Raw genomic sequence first — 14582 nt, 5'->3', positions numbered from 1 at the left:
ATCATCTTCCGAAGCCGCGCCGCTGCGCGAAAGCCTTAAGTGCCTAAGTGCCTGGCGCCCAAAACCATACCGGGACGACACCGATGTCACACACAGTGAATCTGGAAAACTATTTCACCCGCATCGGCTACAAAGGACCTCGCGCGGCGACGTTGGAAGTGCTCCAGGAACTCCACAAGCTGCACCCCCGAGCGATCCCCTTCGAGAACCTGAATCCACTCACTCACCGCGCGGTAAAACTGGATCTCGAATCAGTCGAACAAAAGCTGATCACGCAAAAGCGCGGCGGCTATTGTTTCGAGCAGAACGCACTCTTCGCGAACGTCCTGACGCAGTTAGGCTTCAACATCACGCCCCTGCTGGGCCGAGTCCTGTGGGGCCGCGAATCCGATGCGATCCCGCCTCGCACGCACATGGTGTTGCGCGTCGACATCAAAGACGAGGCGTGGATCGCCGACGTCGGCTTCGGCAGCGTGACGTTGACGGCGCCGCTGCGTTTGATCGCAGGCACGGCGCAACCGACGCAACTGGGCACCTTCCGCCTCGCCGATGCATCGAATGAGGCGCTCTACCTCGAAGTGCAATCCCGCGATGACACGTGGGCCCGCGTCTACCGTTTCGATCTGCACCCGGTCGAGTGGATCGATTACGAGACCTCGAACTGGTACACCTCGACCGCACCGGACTCGGTCTTCCTGAACCATCTGATCGTTTGCCGGGTCCTGGCGGAGGCGCGGCTGACCTTGCTTGATGACCAACTGAACGAACGCGCCGCGGACGGTCAGGTCATCAGCGAAAGGCAGCTAAAAAGCGCGGACGAACTCGCAACCTGCCTGCGCGATCAATTCGGTCTGAACACGGGCGACATCGATCTGGCAGACGTATTCGGACGGGTGCGCTCACCCGTGACGGCCTCCGTCTGAGACAGCCGCGTATAAACGCGCTTCAATAATCACCAGCGGGCACGAACCAGCCATGATCACGCGCCTTGTCCTGCAAACGGCAGCCTGGCTGGTATGTATGGGCGCGCTGCTGTTCGGCGCCGCGGGTACGCTCGCGTGGCCTGCCGGCTGGTGGTATCTGATCGAGACCGGCGGGCTGAGCTTGTGGGTCGGCTTCTGGCTGGCGCGCCACGATCCCGGTCTGCTTGCCGAGCGTCTCGCGCCGATCGTTCAGGCGCAGCAAAGCCGCTGGGACCGCTACTTTATGGTGGCCGTGGCGGTGATGTGGAGCGCCTGGCTCGTCCTGATGGCGCTCGATGCAATGCGCTATCGCTGGTCGGCGCCGCTGCCAATCTGGCTGGTGAGCCTCGGTTCGCTGTGCATTCTTGTCTGCATCTTCATGTGCCTGATCGTCTTCCGGGCGAATAGCTATGCCGCGCCCGTTGTGAAGATTCAGGCAAGCCGCGGCCACAAAGTCATCGACACCGGCCCCTACGCCTTTGTCCGTCATCCGATGTACTCGGCGGCGCTGCTGTTGTTTATCGGCACGCCCTTGCTGCTCGGCTCGTGGTGGGGGCTTGCCTGTGTGCCGCTGCTGGTGATCGGCATTGGCTGGCGCGCCGTGCGCGAGGAGCGCGTACTGGCAGCGCAACTCGAGGGCTACACCGCCTACACCACGCGTGTGCGTTATCGCTTCGTGCCGCTCATCTGGTAGGGCGCGTCATGCGCCAATTCGGAGCGCGTTCGCTCCTTTCACGCCAACCTGTCTAGACAAAGCGCACCACGCTGACGCACCCAGCGCTAGCCGACGCATCGTCTTTGCCCTTTCAAGACTCCCTTAAAAGCCTTATCGGACGGCCTCGTCTAGGGGCTTACCCGATGATTTCGACGATTTCGAAAAAATCCTCTTGCGATGGCTTTTTGACTCATGCAAGCTTGTCTATACAAATTAGACGGCAGTAAAAATCCAGCTCGACGGTTTCCTCAATCAAAGGAGTTTCGACGTGAAAGTGAAGCGCACGACGTTAGCAAAAGCATTGATGGGCGCCGTACTCGGCGCCGCGACAATTTTCGCGGCACCGGTGCAGGCGAAAGACTGGAAGACGGTGACAATCGCGCTCGAAGGCGGTTACGCACCCTGGAACCTGACCTTGCCGGGCGGCAAGCTAGGCGGCTTCGAACCTGAACTGGTCGCCAATCTGTGCGAGCGCATCAAGCTCCAGTGCAATCTCGTCGCGCAAGACTGGGACGGTATGATCCCCGGTCTGCAAGCCGGCAAGTTCGACGTCCTGATGGACGCGATTTCGATCACGCCGGAACGCGAAAAAATCATCGCGTTCTCGAAGCCGTACGCCGCCACGCCGGCTACGTTTGCCGTGACTGATGCAAAAGTGCTGCCCAAGGCTGCGCCGACGGCTGCCGTCGTCAAGCTGTCGGGCGATCCGAAGACCGATCAACCTACCGTCGACGCGTTGCGCAAGCAGTTGAAGGGCAAGACCATCGGCATTCAGTCGGGCACGGTCTACACTAAATTCATCAACGACGGCTTCAAGGACGTCGCCACGATCCGCGTCTACAAAACCTCGCCTGAGCGTGACCTCGATCTGGCCAACGGCCGCATCGACGCCTCGTTCGACGACGTGACCTACTACGCCGCCAACGTCGACAAGAAAGAGACCGCATCGATCATCATGGCCGGTCCGAAGATCGGCGGCCCGATCTGGGGTCCGGGTGAAGGCCTCGCGTTCCGCAAGCAGGACGCCGACCTGAAAGCGAAGTTCGATACCGCGATCAGCGCCGCGCTTGCCGATGGCACGGTCAAGAAACTCTCCGCCAAGTGGTTCAAGACCGACGTCACGCCTTGATTCACCTGAGCGTTCTGAGGTAACGGCAGGCGCGGCGTGAAAAACCGCGCCCGCCGGCTGGTTCGATCCGCCGTAATGGATGAGGGGTAGGGAATGGCTCTGATAGAGATGCTCGGCTTCGGGCCGGAAGGCTGGGGCGGCGTGTTGCTGCTTGCGGCATTGATGACGGTCGCGCTCACGCTGGCAGCGCTCGCGGTCGGCGCGGTGTTCGGCGCACTGATTGCGGCGGCCAAGCTGTCGCGGTTTCGCACGCTGCGCGTGCTCGGCGATGCGTATACCACCGTGTTTCGCGGCGTACCAGAGCTGCTTGTTATCTATCTGTTCTATTTTGGCGGTTCGACGCTCGTGACCACGATTGGTCAATGGTTCGGCGCGGACGGCTTTGTCGGCGTGCCGCCGTTCGTGATCGGCGCGCTCGCGGTCGGCATGATTTCCGGCGCGTATCAGGCCGAGGTGTATCGCTCGGCGGTGCTCGCGGTATCGCGCGGCGAACTCGAAGCGGCACGTTCGATCGGCATGCCCACCATGACGATGGCACGCCGCATTCTGATTCCGCAAGTGTTGCGTTTCGCGTTGCCCGGCATTGGCAACGTCTGGCAATTGAGCCTGAAAGATTCGGCGCTGATTTCCGTCACGGGCCTGGCCGAACTGCTGCGCGCCAGCCAGGTGGCGGCGGGTTCGACACATCAGTACTTCACGTTCTTCGTGGTGGGCGGCGCGCTGTATCTGCTGATGACCAGCATCTCGAACCGGGTCTTCAACCACGCCGAAGCGCGCGTTGGCCGATCCTTCAAGCGCAACTTCGCGCGCAACTGACGAGGACCGGACATCATGCATTTCGACTTCGATTTTCTTCTCGACACGCTGCGGCAACTGATCGCGGCTGTGCCGACCACGCTCGGGCTGTTCTTCTGCTCGTTGATTCTCGGCGGCTTGCTCTCGCTCGTAATCGTCACGATGCGCGTGTCGCCGCACTGGCTGCCGAACCGCTTCGCGCGTGCTTATATCCTCGTGTTCCGCGGCTCGCCGCTGTTGATTCAGATGTTCCTCGTCTACTACGGCATGGGTCAGTTCGGCGTGATTCGCGAGAGCTTCCTGTGGCCGGTGTTGCGCGAGCCGTACATGTGCGCGGTTTTATCGTTGGCGCTGTGCACCGCCGGATATACCGCGGAGATTATCCGTGGTGGCTTGATGGCCGTGCCGGTCGGTCAGATCGAAGCGGGCTATTCGATCGGCTTGTCGGGTTTCGCGCTGCTGCGCCGCGTGATCGGGCCGATTGCGCTGCGCCAATGTTTGCCCGCGTACTCGACTGAAGCCGTGCTGCTCGTCAAATCCACCGCGCTTGCAAGCCTCGTCACCGTGTGGGAGGTGACCGGCGTCGCGCAGCAGATCATTCAGCAAACGTATCGCACCACGGAAGTATTCATCTGTGCCGCGTTGATCTATCTGTTCCTGAATTTCGTCATCGTGCGTTTGCTTGGTTTCCTCGAAACGCGCCTGTCGCGCCATCTGCGTGCGGCGCCCGCGCAAAGCACGCCGAACCGGCCGGTTTCGTCCACGACTGAAGCGCGCCGCGCCGCGCCCTGAACGAACGCATATCTTGCAGAATCTGGAGAATCCCATGAACGCTACGGCACCTGTTGCACTGTCGGTCAAGAACATCCATAAGTCGTTCGGCGACCATCACGTGCTCAAAGGCATTTCGCTCGACGCCCATCAAGGCGACGTGATTTCGATTCTCGGCGCGAGCGGCTCCGGCAAGAGCACGTTCCTGCGCTGCCTGAATCTGCTCGAAACGCCGGATGACGGCTCGGTGGCGCTCGGCGGCGAAGAGCTGAAAATGAAGCGCCGCGGCGACGGCAAGCTGCAACCGAGCGACCGCCGCCAGGTAGACCGGGTGCGCTCGCAACTCGGCATGGTGTTTCAGAATTTCAATCTCTGGTCGCATATGACCGTGCTGGAAAATCTGATCGAAGGGCCGATGCGCGTGCAAAAGCGCAGCCGCGCCGAATCGGTTGAAGAAGCGGAAGCGCTGCTGGCGAAGGTCGGTCTCGCGGAAAAGCGCGGCCACTATCCGGCCCATCTGTCCGGCGGTCAGCAGCAGCGCGTGGCGATCGCGCGTGCGTTGGCGATGCATCCCAAAGTGATGTTGTTCGACGAACCGACCTCGGCGCTCGACCCCGAACTGGTCGGCGAAGTGCTGCGTGTGATGCGCTCGCTCGCCGAAGAAGGCCGCACGATGCTCGTCGTCACGCACGAGATGGGTTTCGCGCGCCATGTGTCGAATCGCGTGATGTTCCTGCATCAAGGTCAGGTGGAAGCCGACGGTACGCCGGACGAGGTGTTCGTCGAATGCAAGTCGGACCGTTTCCGTCAATTCGTGTCGAGCCACCAGGATCGCACCACTAATTAATCGATCAGCATTGGCTGCTTATCACTTCGTTACCTCACCGCACAGAGCACTATCATGGCCGTGATCCGTTCCGATCGTCCTCTCGACTGGGTTCAGGTGGCGGCGATCGCCGCCGGCGAACCGCTCGAGCTTTCCGCCGATGCCCGCTCGCGTATCCGTGCGGCACGCGTGCTTGTTGAACAGATCGTCGAGCGCGGGATACGCGCGTATGGCGTGAATACCGGCGTCGGCGCGTTGTGCGATGTAATCGTGTCGCCGTCCGAACAGCGCACGCTGTCGCGCAACATTCTGATGAGTCATGCGGTAGGCGTGGGCGCGCCGCTCGGTGTTGCCGAGACGCGCGCGATCATGGCGGCTGCCGTCAATAATTTTGCCCACGGGCATTCGGGGATTCGCCTCGAAGTCGCGGATCAACTGGTCGCGCTGCTCAACGCCGATTGCCTGCCGGAAGTGCCGGCGTTCGGTTCGGTGGGTTATCTGAGCCATATGGCGCATATCGCGCTCGTCTGTATCGGCGAGGGGCATGTGCGCTATCGCGGTGAGCGTCTCAAAGGGCGTGACGCGTTGCAACTGCTTGGGCTCGAACCGTTGGTGCTCGACGCGAAGGAGGGTTTAAGCCTCGTCAACGGCACGCCGTGCGTGACGGGTCTCGCCGCGTTGGCGCTGGCGCGCGCCGCACGTCTGCTCGACTGGACCGACGTGGTTGCCGCGATGAGCTTCGAGAATCTGCGCGGTCAGCTTGCGGCCTTCGACGAAGACTCGCTGGCGCTGCGCATTTCGCCGGGCCTGAACCTGGTCGGTGAACGCATGCGTACCGCGCTCGCGGATAGCGGCATTCTTGCCGCGGTGGTCGGCCAGCGCACGCAAGATCCGCTGAGCATGCGGACCATTCCGCACGTACATGGCGCCGCGCGCGACGTGCTCACCGGAACCGCCGACGTGGTCAACCGCGAACTCGCATCGATTACCGACAATCCGATCGTCGCCGGCACGCCGGAAAACCCGCGCGTCTATTCGCAGGCGCACGCGGTGGGGGCGTCGATCGCACTGGCGATGGACAGTCTCGCCACCGCAATCGCACAAGTCGCGGCGATGGCCGAGCGGCGCCTCGACCGTCTCGTCAATCCGCTCGTGAGCGGCTTGCCGGCGTTTCTCGCGGAGCCGGGCGGCACCTGTTCGGGCTTCATGATCGCGCAGTACACGGCGGCCTCGCTGGTCGCGCAGAACCGACGCCTCGCGATGCCCGCGAGTCTCGATGGTGGCATCACATCCGGTCTGCAGGAGGACCACCTGTGCCATGCCACGCCCGCTGCGCTGAAAGCCTTGGAGATCGTCGACAACGCCGGGCGCATCGTCGCCATCGAATTGCTGGCGGCGGCGCAAGCCTACGATCTGCAAAGCATCGACGCACCGCGCGCGCCGCACACCGATGCGCTCTGGCAACGCATACGCCGCGCTGTGCCGACCTATCGCGACGATCGGCCGCTCGCGGACGACATGACCGTCGCGTTTCGCATCATCGCCGATGAAACGCCGCCGCCGCTGCCAAACCCGGGTACTATTCGGCCCGGGCCGGAAGCTTCAGTCAACGGCGCAGCGCTTGCCGCATTGGCGAACGTGACGAGCGTGGGCGCCACAGGCAAGCTCGGCGCCGACGCGGCGGCCAACGACGGCCGGGCCACTGCCCACACAGGTTGACGGCGCTCGTTACTGCAATCGCGCGGCCGGCTCGAATGGATGAATCAGAAAGATGGGTTCAGATTGATGGAGACAAAGCCGGTGAGCGGGCTTACCCGCCGGTGAACCGGCCTAACGTGTACCACCCGCGTACCACCCACGAGGTCGACGTGAACACTATTACAAACGCGCAAACCGCAGACACGCAGGACCGCCCTGGCCGTACCGCTGAGACACCGGCCAAGGCGATGCCCGCCTATGAGCAGATCAAGCGCTATGTGATCAGGCGCATCAGCGAGGGCGACTGGAAACCAGGCGGCCTGATCCCATCAGAAACGGAATTGGTTAAAGAATTCGGCGTCGCGCGCATGACGGTATCGCGCGCGCTGCGTGAGCTCACCACCGAACGCGTGCTGACGCGCGTGCAAGGTTCCGGCACGTTCGTCGCGCCACAGCGCTACGAATCCACGGTGCTGGAAATCCGCAATATCGCCGACGAAATCGCCGCGCGTGGCCATCGCCATTCCGCGCGTGTGCTGACGCTCGAACCCAGCGACGATCCGCAGGCGCTCGAAGCGCTCGGTCTCGCCAGCGGCCCGGCGTTTCACTCGTGCATCGTGCACAGCGAAGAGGGCGAGCCGATCCAGTATGAAGATCGTTACGTCAATCCGAAGGTGTTCCCCGAGTACCTGGAGCAGGACTTTACTATCGAGACACCGAATCACTACATGGTGCGGCTCGCGCCGATCCAGCGCGCGGAGTTTCGTATCTATGCGCAGAAGCCCGACGCCTACGTGCGGCGGCATCTGATGATGGATATCGGCGAACCTTGCCTGCAGCTATGGCGCCGCACATGGGTCGGCGATGATGTGGCGACGTCAGTGCAACTGTGGCATCCGGCGTCGCGTTTCCATCTGGCGGGCAACGTGTGAGTGGCAGGACGTGGGCGAGGGCACGGCGGCGTGCGCGCCGCTAGCCCTGGCGCTGCGACAGATCAGGCGTGAATCGGCAACCCAGCCGATATCGCGAGCCCGGATGCACGAAACGCGCGAACGTGACCGCAACGCCGCTTGTCCATGTGCGGCGCATCAGCGTGAGGCACGGTTCATCGGCACGAATTTCCAGCCACTCGGCTTCGGCGCGCGTCGGCAGACCCGCGTCGACGACATGCTCGACGTCGTGCGCCGGCACGGTCTCGAACAGATACTCGGACGGCCTTGTCGTGGAGAAATCCTGCTTCAGGAAGTCCGGCGCGGTGACCGGATTGACGTAGCGGTCTTCGAGTTGCACCGGCAGACCGTTCTCGCGATGCACGCAAATCACATGAAACACGGAAGCGCCGGGCGCAAGCCCTAAAGCGTTCGACACCGTCACTGGCGCCGTTTCGCGTTGCGAGAGGACGGTGTCGTAGCTGTATTCGTGACCCCGCGAGCGGATCTCGTCGCCGATATGGGCGATCATCAGCAGCGTCGATTGCGGTTTGGATTGCGCGACGAACGTACCGACGCCGGACACGCGGGTGACGAGGCCTTCATCGGCAAGTTCGCGCAGCGCGCGGTTCACCGTCATGCGCGACACGCCTAACGTCGCGACCAGGTCCAGCTCTGACGGCAGACGGTCGCCCGCTTGCCGCTCGCCCGATTCGATGATCTGGCGGATGTGATTCTTGACCTGTTCGTAGCGGGCAGCCGGTGCATCAGTTGCGACGCGCGCGGTTTTCATCGCCGCGGCGGGCGGGGTGTCGTGGGCTTTGCTGCGAACGGTGGAGGACATCGGCGGTCCTTCTCCTACAGTCCGCGTGAACTGCACGAGCGAGCCGCATCAGGAGGGCATCGGCGCAAGTTCATACCGGCTCCGCATCATCGGGACCGCGTGCCCAGAAGGCATTGCGGTCGAAGTAGTTTTGCAGGAACTGCCGCAAGCGCGGCTGCCCGGCATCGTGAAAGACTTCACGCGGCTTGCCTTGCACGGCGATGCGCCCCTGGTCGATGAACATGACCTTATCGGCGACCTGGGCGGCAAAGCCCATTTCGTGTGTGACCACGGCCATCGTCATGCCGTCGCGCGCGAGCTGCTTCATCACTTGCAATACTTCGCCGACCAGCTCCGGATCGAGCGCCGAGGTCGGCTCGTCGAACAGCATGATGTGCGGCTCCATTGCCAGCGCGCGGGCAATCGCAACGCGCTGCTGCTGGCCGCCCGAGAGTTTCGACGGGTAGGCGTCCCCTTTATGCGCGAGGCCGACGGTTTCCAGCATCGCATTGGCGCGGCGGCGCGCTTCGTCGCGTGACAGACTGCGCACGCGCAGCAACGCTTCCATCACATTGCCGAGCGCGGTCATGTGTGGCCACAGATTGAATTGCTGAAACACCATGCCGACGTTGCGCCGCACGCGATTGATCTCGCTTTGCGACGCTCGCACGCGTTTTCCATTGCGCTCGCTGTAACCGAGCAGTTCGCCTTCGATGCGGACGTCGCCCTGATCGTAAGTTTCGAGCGCGGCGAGGCAGCGCAGCAGCGTGCTCTTGCCCGAGCCCGATGGACCGATGATGCAGACCACTTCGGAGCGCGCGATCTCGAGATCGACGCCGCGCAGTACTTCGACTTCGCCGAAGCGCTTACGCAGGTCGCGCACTTCGATCAGCGGCGCGCCGGGCGGCGTATCGAAAGCAGCGGTGGAAGTGGAGGACGGCATGTCGGCGATAGCGTTCATAAGATGGTCCGGATTCCGTTCATGCCATGAAGCGCGCGATGCGGGTTTCGGCCCACATGCCCGCGCGCGAGGTCAGTTCGACCAGCGCGAGATAGCACACGCACAGCACCAGCAGCGTTTCGACAAAAGCGAAGGTGGCCGAACCGATGCCGGTCAGCACGAAGGTGAGCTCAGGCACGGTGACGATCGACAGCACCGCGGTTTCCTTGCTCAGTACGATAATCAGATTGGTCAGCGCAGGCACGATCAGCACCAGCATTTGCGGCACCTGAATGCGCAGGACGGCTTGCCAGCGGGTGAGTCCGAGACAGGACGCCGCTTCGAGATGACCCGGCGGCACCGATTGGAAACCGGAGCGGAAGGCTTCGGCGAAATACGCGCTGCCGTAGAGGCCCAAACCGAGCACGCCGGCTGTCATCGGTTCGAGCGTGAGGCCGAAAGACGGGCCGCCGTAGTACAGCAAAAACAGCTGCACCAGAAATGGCGTGCCGCGAAACAGTTCGATATAGAAGCGCAATACGCCGCGCACCCAGCGTCCGCAAAAGAGCTGCAGCACGGCGATGAGAAAGCCGATCAGAATGCCGATCGCGACGCCCGCGGCCCAGGTGCCGAGCGTGGTCGCAAGACCGGCGGCAATCGGCTGCAGGTTGTGCGTGATGACGGTGGGGTCGAGCTTTTGCATGGCCTATTTCAGTCTCGAGCTCAAGGTGGGTCAGGCGTGCTGCAAACGGTATTCGGCGGCATGCGCGACGAGCGCCAGCGTGCCGCAGATCACGAAATAAATCAGCCCGGCCGCGACGTAGGCTTCGAGCGGCCGATAGGTGCTGGCCGCGATATTCTGCGCAGTGCGGGTCAACTCGGCCACACCCACCACCGAAATCAGCGACGAAGCCTTGATCAGCAGCACCATTTCGTTGACGAGCGAAGGCAGCGTCAAGCGAAACGCCTGCGGTACCAGAATGCGCCGCAGCATATCGAACGGTGACAGTCCGAGCATGCGTGCGGCTTCGAGATGACCCGGCGGAATGCTGAGAAACCCACCGCGCAGAATCTCGGCGATATAGGAAGCGGAACACAGCGACACGGCGCTGATCGCCGCGACGATGGGCGATACATTGATCCCGGCAAACGGCAGCAGGTAATACACCAGCAGCAGTTGCACCAGCATCGGCACCCCGCGAAAAAAGAACACGTAGGCGCCGCCGAACATGCGCGCCCAGCGCTTCGGGGAGAGACGTGCCGCACACACGCCGATCGCGACGAAGAAACCGATAAGGAGTCCCGTCAGCGAAATGCCGATGGTGGCGAGCGCCGCATGCAGCAGCAGCGGCAGGCCCTGGAGGAAGACGGTCGTGCTGAACATAAGTGTCGCACCCGCTAGATCAATGCATCATCAGTTCATCAATAGTTCGGCGCCGGCATCGTTGTCGGCGCATCCATGGCGACACCGAACCACTTTTTCTGCAAGGCCGCGAGGCGCCCGTCATTGTGCATTTTCACGAGCGCGGCGTTGAAGGCATCGGCGAGCGGCTTGCTGTCCGCGTCTTTACGCAGGCAGTAAGCAAAGTACACCTTTGCGCCGAACGGCGGCTGCACTACGGCGAAGGTTTCAGGACGTTGTTTGGCGACGTACGCGATGTTGGTCATCGAGTTCGCGACCGCCGCGATGCGGCCGGCGGCGAGATCGGCGTAGGCTTGATTGTTGTCGACGTATTCGCGGATTTCAGGCGGCTTCGGCAAAGTGGCGACGTAAGCCTTCAACTGGTCGAGCTGGGCCGAGCCCTTGCCCGCGCCGACCGTCTTGCCGGCGATATCCGACGATTGCTTGACGGCGGAGTCGTTGGCGCGCTTGAGCAGCGCGTCGGTAGCGTCCGCGATCGGCAGCGTGTACGTGTAGCGTTCCATACGCGCCTTCGTAACCGTCAGCGGGCCGCCCACCATATCGAACTTGCCGGCTTCGAGACCCGGCAGCACGCTCGGCCACGGCAGGTCGATGAAGCGAACCTTCACGCCCATCTCCTTGCCGACCTCGGCGAACAGGTCCTTATTGAAGCCCGCTTGCTGGCCGTTCTCCAGGAAGTCGAACGGCGCGAACTGCATCTCGGTGCCCACCACCAGTTCGCCTGCTTTCTTCACTTTGGCGAGTTGGTCTTCCGCGTGGGCGGTGACGCTTGCCGCGCACAACGCCAGCATAACCAAACGACACTTCCAGCCTGCAAGGATGCTCATGGGATTCTCCGGTTGGCAAAGCGGTGTCGCGCGAAAGCGGTTTGTCAGTAGGGACCGGCGCGAGTCATGCGTTGCAGTATATACCGCAGTTTTCGCGCGAAATAAATAAACTCGCGAGTAGAGAAAAGCCCTTACGTGAAGGCGTGCAAAGCAACTTGCGGGTCCGCTTTTGGCGGTATATACAACTGGAATGCGCGAGGCACGCGAACCTGTCGCGAACGATTCATCAGCCTCTTTCGTCAGTTGAATTGACTAGCCCACCAGGGAGCAATGCAATGCCCGTGACCCGCATTCCGATCATCGACCTTGCCGGCGTGCGTGCCGGCGACCCGCAGGCTTTGACGCGAGTAGCGCACGAAATCCGCGAAGCGTGCACGACGATCGGCTTCTTCTACATCATCAATCACGGCGTGCCGCAAGCGGCAATCGATGCGGCCGAACAGGCGGCCCGTACGTTCTTTGCGTTTCCGGTGGAGACGAAGCGGCGCGCGGCGGTCAATCAACGGCATCGCGGTTTCAACGCGCTCGGCGACGCCACCATGTATCAGGCCAAGCGCCCCGACTACAAGGAATTCTTCAGCATCGGCCTGGAGTTGCCTGAGGACGATCCCGATGTGCGTGCGGGTCAGGCGCTGCGAGGGCCGAACAACTGGCCGGATTTCATGCCGGAGCTGCGGCCCGCGCTCTACGGTTATTACGAAGCGGTCGCCGCATGCGGTGCCGATCTGTTGCGTGCCGTGGCGGTGAGTCTCGGCGTCGACGAACATTTCTTCGCGCCGCGCTATACGAAGCGGATGCAGCGCACGCAGATGGTCTACTACCCGCCGCAGCCGCCCCAATCGGACGCGGATCAGTTCGGCGTCGCGCCGCATACCGACTACGGCTGCATTACGCTGCTGTGGCAGGATCGGGTGGGGGGCCTGCAGGTGCGCGAGATCGCCAACGATACGTGGGTCGATGCGCCGCCGATCGAGGGCAGCTTCGTGGTGAACGTCGGTGATCTGCTGGCGCGTTGGACCAATGACCGCTTCCGCTCCACCTTGCATCGCGTGATCAATGCGTCGGGGCGCGAGCGCTATTCGATCGCGACGTTCTATGATCCCACGTACGGTGCGACGGTCGATCCGCGCGAACTCGGTACGAGCGATGCCGAACTTAAGTATCAGCCGGTCGCCGCAGGTGACTACATCCTCGGGCGTATCAATGATTCGATGGGTTATCGCAAGAAAGCGGCAGCTGAAGGAACGCAAGGAACGACTGCATGACAGATAACAGTTTGGCAAACGGCGCAACCCATAGCGCAGCACCGCTTTCCGCAACGCTCGATGCGCTGCGTGCCGCGCTCGGTGCCGACGCGGTGCGCGTTGGCGAGCAGATCGGCGAGCACGCGATGACCGACTGGACCCGCCACGATCCGACTCGTCCAGCCGCGCTGCTTTTGCCGCGCAGCACGGAAGAAGTTTCGCGCGCGCTGGCCATTTGCCACGCAGCGCATCAACCGGTGGTGCCGCAGGGCGGCATGACCGGTCTCGCGGGCGGCGCGATTGCGCGCGCGACGGATATTGCTTTGTCGCTCGAACGTCTCACCGGCGTAGAAGAAATCGACGCAGCGTCGGCCACGCTAACCGTGCGCGCCGGCACGACCTTGCAAACCGCGCAGGAAGCCGCCGCCGAAGCGGGTTTCGAACTCGCCCTCGATCTGGGTGCACGCGGCTCGTGCCAGATCGGCGGCAATCTGGCGACTAACGCGGGCGGCAATCGCGTGATCCAGTCGGGCACCGCGCGCGATCAGGTGCTCGGCCTCGAAGTCGTGCTCGCCAACGGCGACGTGCTGACTTCGCTCGGCAAGATGGTCAAGAACAACACCGGCTACGACCTCAAGCACTGGTTCATCGGTTCGGAAGGCACGCTCGGTGTGATCACGCGCGCGGTGTTGCGGCTCCATCCGCCGCGCGCGGCGCGCCACACTGCGCTCGTCGCACTCGACGATTACGACGCCGCCGTGAACCTGCTGCGCCGCCTGTCGACGCGCTTTGGCAACGACATCGGCGCGTTCGAGATCATGTGGCCGGATTTCTATGATTTCGGCGTGAAGCTGACGGGCACGCGCTCGCCATTCGCCGATTCGCACCCGCTCTATGCACTGATCGAACACGCGAGTTTTGACGCGAGTGACGACGGCGAACGCTTCTCCGCCGTGCTGACCGAAGCGCTCGATTCAGAAGCGATCCGCGACGCCGTGATCGCGCAATCGGTGGCCGACGTACGCGCGTTATGGGCGATTCGTGAATGCACCGCCGAGTTTCCGGTGCGGCTCGATCCGATCAACTTCGACGTGAGCTTGCCCATCGGCGAAATCGGCGCTTTTGTCGACCGTTGCCGCGCAGCGCTTGATCAGCGCTGGCCAGGCAACGTGTCGTATTTCTTCGGCCATATCGGCGATTCGAATCTGCATCTCACCGTCGACGGCCATTCGATTCCCGGCGTCGAGCATCACGCGGTGTATGCGTTCGTCTATGAGATGCTGGGGCCGTTGCGCGGTTCGGTATCGGCGGAACACGGCATCGGCTTGCTCAAGCGCGAGTTCTTGCCGATCTCGCGCTCGCCCGCTGAATTGGCTGCGATGGCCGCCATCAAACATGCGCTGGACCCGCACGGCATTCTGAATCCGGGCAAGTTGTTTTGAACAGGGCGTGCCGCGCGCCAGCGGCTCGCGCGCGTAACGCGCGGCTGCGCCCTGGCCG

15 protein-coding genes are annotated in these 14582 nt (G+C 62.7%); 10 read left to right on the top strand and 5 right to left on the bottom strand.

The features are described from left to right. Nucleotides 1–83 precede the first annotated feature (83 nt). From KHO33_RS21650 to hutC (KHO33_RS21615), 8 genes are all read left to right on the top strand, one after another. Nucleotides 84–923: an arylamine N-acetyltransferase family protein gene (locus KHO33_RS21650; protein ID WP_200567317.1), complete on the top strand. Its 840-nt coding sequence runs from the start codon at nucleotides 84–86 to the stop codon at nucleotides 921–923. 52 nt (nucleotides 924–975) lie between these two features. Continuing rightward, nucleotides 976–1656, top strand: a complete 681-nt coding sequence (locus tag KHO33_RS21645; RefSeq protein ID WP_054040268.1) for a methyltransferase family protein — start codon at nucleotides 976–978, stop codon at nucleotides 1654–1656. 325 nt (nucleotides 1657–1981) lie between these two features. After that, nucleotides 1982–2806: a transporter substrate-binding domain-containing protein gene (locus KHO33_RS21640; RefSeq protein ID WP_154567718.1), complete on the top strand. Its 825-nt coding sequence runs from the start codon at nucleotides 1982–1984 to the stop codon at nucleotides 2804–2806. 93 nt (nucleotides 2807–2899) lie between these two features. Further along, complete coding sequence (locus KHO33_RS21635) at nucleotides 2900–3622, top strand: ABC transporter permease (protein WP_054040266.1); 723 nt, start codon at nucleotides 2900–2902, stop codon at nucleotides 3620–3622. A 15-nt stretch (nucleotides 3623–3637) separates the two neighbouring features. Beyond that, the gene (locus KHO33_RS21630) at nucleotides 3638–4393 is read left to right on the top strand and encodes an ABC transporter permease (protein ID WP_093646381.1); all 756 of its coding nucleotides are present in this window, start codon (nucleotides 3638–3640) and stop codon (nucleotides 4391–4393) included. A gap of 34 nt (nucleotides 4394–4427) precedes the next feature. After that, entirely contained in the window at nucleotides 4428–5219 is a 792-nt protein-coding gene (locus KHO33_RS21625; protein WP_028197383.1) for an ABC transporter ATP-binding protein, read from the top strand. A 54-nt stretch (nucleotides 5220–5273) separates the two neighbouring features. Further along, the gene (locus tag KHO33_RS21620) at nucleotides 5274–6917 is read left to right on the top strand and encodes an HAL/PAL/TAL family ammonia-lyase (protein ID WP_200567318.1); all 1644 of its coding nucleotides are present in this window, start codon (nucleotides 5274–5276) and stop codon (nucleotides 6915–6917) included. 227 nt (nucleotides 6918–7144) lie between these two features. Continuing rightward, nucleotides 7145–7828 (top strand): histidine utilization repressor, encoded by a 684-nt coding sequence (gene hutC, locus KHO33_RS21615; RefSeq protein WP_128576677.1) that lies wholly within the window; start codon nucleotides 7145–7147, stop codon nucleotides 7826–7828. Nucleotides 7829–7868: 40 nt separating this feature from the next. Here the strand turns inward: hutC (KHO33_RS21615) and hutC (KHO33_RS21610) are convergent, their stop codons facing one another. From hutC (KHO33_RS21610) to KHO33_RS21590, 5 genes are all read right to left on the bottom strand, one after another. After that, nucleotides 7869–8669, bottom strand: a complete 801-nt coding sequence (gene hutC, locus KHO33_RS21610; protein WP_200567319.1) for a histidine utilization repressor — start codon at nucleotides 8667–8669, stop codon at nucleotides 7869–7871. Nucleotides 8670–8739: 70 nt separating this feature from the next. Next, nucleotides 8740–9609 carry an amino acid ABC transporter ATP-binding protein gene (locus KHO33_RS21605; RefSeq protein WP_054040256.1) on the bottom strand — a complete coding sequence of 290 codons (870 nt, stop codon included), beginning with the start codon at nucleotides 9607–9609 and terminating at the stop codon, nucleotides 8740–8742. Between the two features lie 19 nt (nucleotides 9610–9628). Then, nucleotides 9629–10291, bottom strand: coding sequence for an amino acid ABC transporter permease (locus KHO33_RS21600; RefSeq protein WP_054040254.1), 663 nt, complete (start codon nucleotides 10289–10291; stop codon nucleotides 9629–9631). 30 nt (nucleotides 10292–10321) lie between these two features. Continuing rightward, the gene (locus KHO33_RS21595) at nucleotides 10322–10972 is read right to left on the bottom strand and encodes an amino acid ABC transporter permease (RefSeq protein ID WP_054040252.1); all 651 of its coding nucleotides are present in this window, start codon (nucleotides 10970–10972) and stop codon (nucleotides 10322–10324) included. A gap of 38 nt (nucleotides 10973–11010) precedes the next feature. After that, nucleotides 11011–11838, bottom strand: a complete 828-nt coding sequence (locus KHO33_RS21590; RefSeq protein WP_200567320.1) for a transporter substrate-binding domain-containing protein — start codon at nucleotides 11836–11838, stop codon at nucleotides 11011–11013. Between the two features lie 275 nt (nucleotides 11839–12113). On the opposite strand from KHO33_RS21590, the gene KHO33_RS21585 reads away from it, so the two are divergent. Both KHO33_RS21585 and KHO33_RS21580 read left to right on the top strand, forming a co-directional pair. Then, nucleotides 12114–13103 (top strand): isopenicillin N synthase family dioxygenase, encoded by a 990-nt coding sequence (locus tag KHO33_RS21585; protein ID WP_200567321.1) that lies wholly within the window; start codon nucleotides 12114–12116, stop codon nucleotides 13101–13103. Beyond that, on the top strand, nucleotides 13100–14524 hold the full coding sequence (locus KHO33_RS21580; RefSeq protein ID WP_200567322.1) for an FAD-binding oxidoreductase: 1425 nt from the start codon (nucleotides 13100–13102) through the stop codon (nucleotides 14522–14524). The genes KHO33_RS21585 and KHO33_RS21580 overlap by 4 nt, the downstream gene beginning before the upstream one ends. The last annotated feature ends 58 nt before the right edge of the window (nucleotides 14525–14582 follow it).

It is taken from the genome of Paraburkholderia nemoris, from assembly GCF_905221015.1.
In the GTDB taxonomy this organism is placed as follows: domain Bacteria; phylum Pseudomonadota; class Gammaproteobacteria; order Burkholderiales; family Burkholderiaceae; genus Paraburkholderia; species Paraburkholderia nemoris.
The sequence above is the reverse complement of the archived record's forward strand: the minus strand, read 5'-3'. Positions and strand labels throughout refer to the sequence as shown.

What these genes read in the sequence shown, in the direction of transcription:
- KHO33_RS21650 (WP_200567317.1), top strand. Translation starts at nt 84, where the DNA reads ATGTCACACACAGTGAATCTGGAAAACTATTTCACCCGCATCGGCTAC.
- KHO33_RS21645 (WP_054040268.1), top strand. Translation starts at nt 976, where the DNA reads ATGATCACGCGCCTTGTCCTGCAAACGGCAGCCTGGCTGGTATGTATG.
- KHO33_RS21640 (WP_154567718.1), top strand. Translation starts at nt 1,982, where the DNA reads ATGGGCGCCGTACTCGGCGCCGCGACAATTTTCGCGGCACCGGTGCAG.
- KHO33_RS21635 (WP_054040266.1), top strand. Translation starts at nt 2,900, where the DNA reads ATGGCTCTGATAGAGATGCTCGGCTTCGGGCCGGAAGGCTGGGGCGGC.
- KHO33_RS21630 (WP_093646381.1), top strand. Translation starts at nt 3,638, where the DNA reads ATGCATTTCGACTTCGATTTTCTTCTCGACACGCTGCGGCAACTGATC.
- KHO33_RS21625 (WP_028197383.1), top strand. Translation starts at nt 4,428, where the DNA reads ATGAACGCTACGGCACCTGTTGCACTGTCGGTCAAGAACATCCATAAG.
- KHO33_RS21620 (WP_200567318.1), top strand. Translation starts at nt 5,274, where the DNA reads ATGGCCGTGATCCGTTCCGATCGTCCTCTCGACTGGGTTCAGGTGGCG.
- hutC (WP_128576677.1), top strand. Translation starts at nt 7,145, where the DNA reads ATGCCCGCCTATGAGCAGATCAAGCGCTATGTGATCAGGCGCATCAGC.
- hutC (WP_200567319.1), bottom strand. Translation starts at nt 8,669, where the DNA reads ATGTCCTCCACCGTTCGCAGCAAAGCCCACGACACCCCGCCCGCCGCG.
- KHO33_RS21605 (WP_054040256.1), bottom strand. Translation starts at nt 9,609, where the DNA reads ATGAACGCTATCGCCGACATGCCGTCCTCCACTTCCACCGCTGCTTTC.
- KHO33_RS21600 (WP_054040254.1), bottom strand. Translation starts at nt 10,291, where the DNA reads ATGCAAAAGCTCGACCCCACCGTCATCACGCACAACCTGCAGCCGATT.
- KHO33_RS21595 (WP_054040252.1), bottom strand. Translation starts at nt 10,972, where the DNA reads ATGTTCAGCACGACCGTCTTCCTCCAGGGCCTGCCGCTGCTGCTGCAT.
- KHO33_RS21590 (WP_200567320.1), bottom strand. Translation starts at nt 11,838, where the DNA reads ATGAGCATCCTTGCAGGCTGGAAGTGTCGTTTGGTTATGCTGGCGTTG.
- KHO33_RS21585 (WP_200567321.1), top strand. Translation starts at nt 12,114, where the DNA reads ATGCCCGTGACCCGCATTCCGATCATCGACCTTGCCGGCGTGCGTGCC.
- KHO33_RS21580 (WP_200567322.1), top strand. Translation starts at nt 13,100, where the DNA reads ATGACAGATAACAGTTTGGCAAACGGCGCAACCCATAGCGCAGCACCG.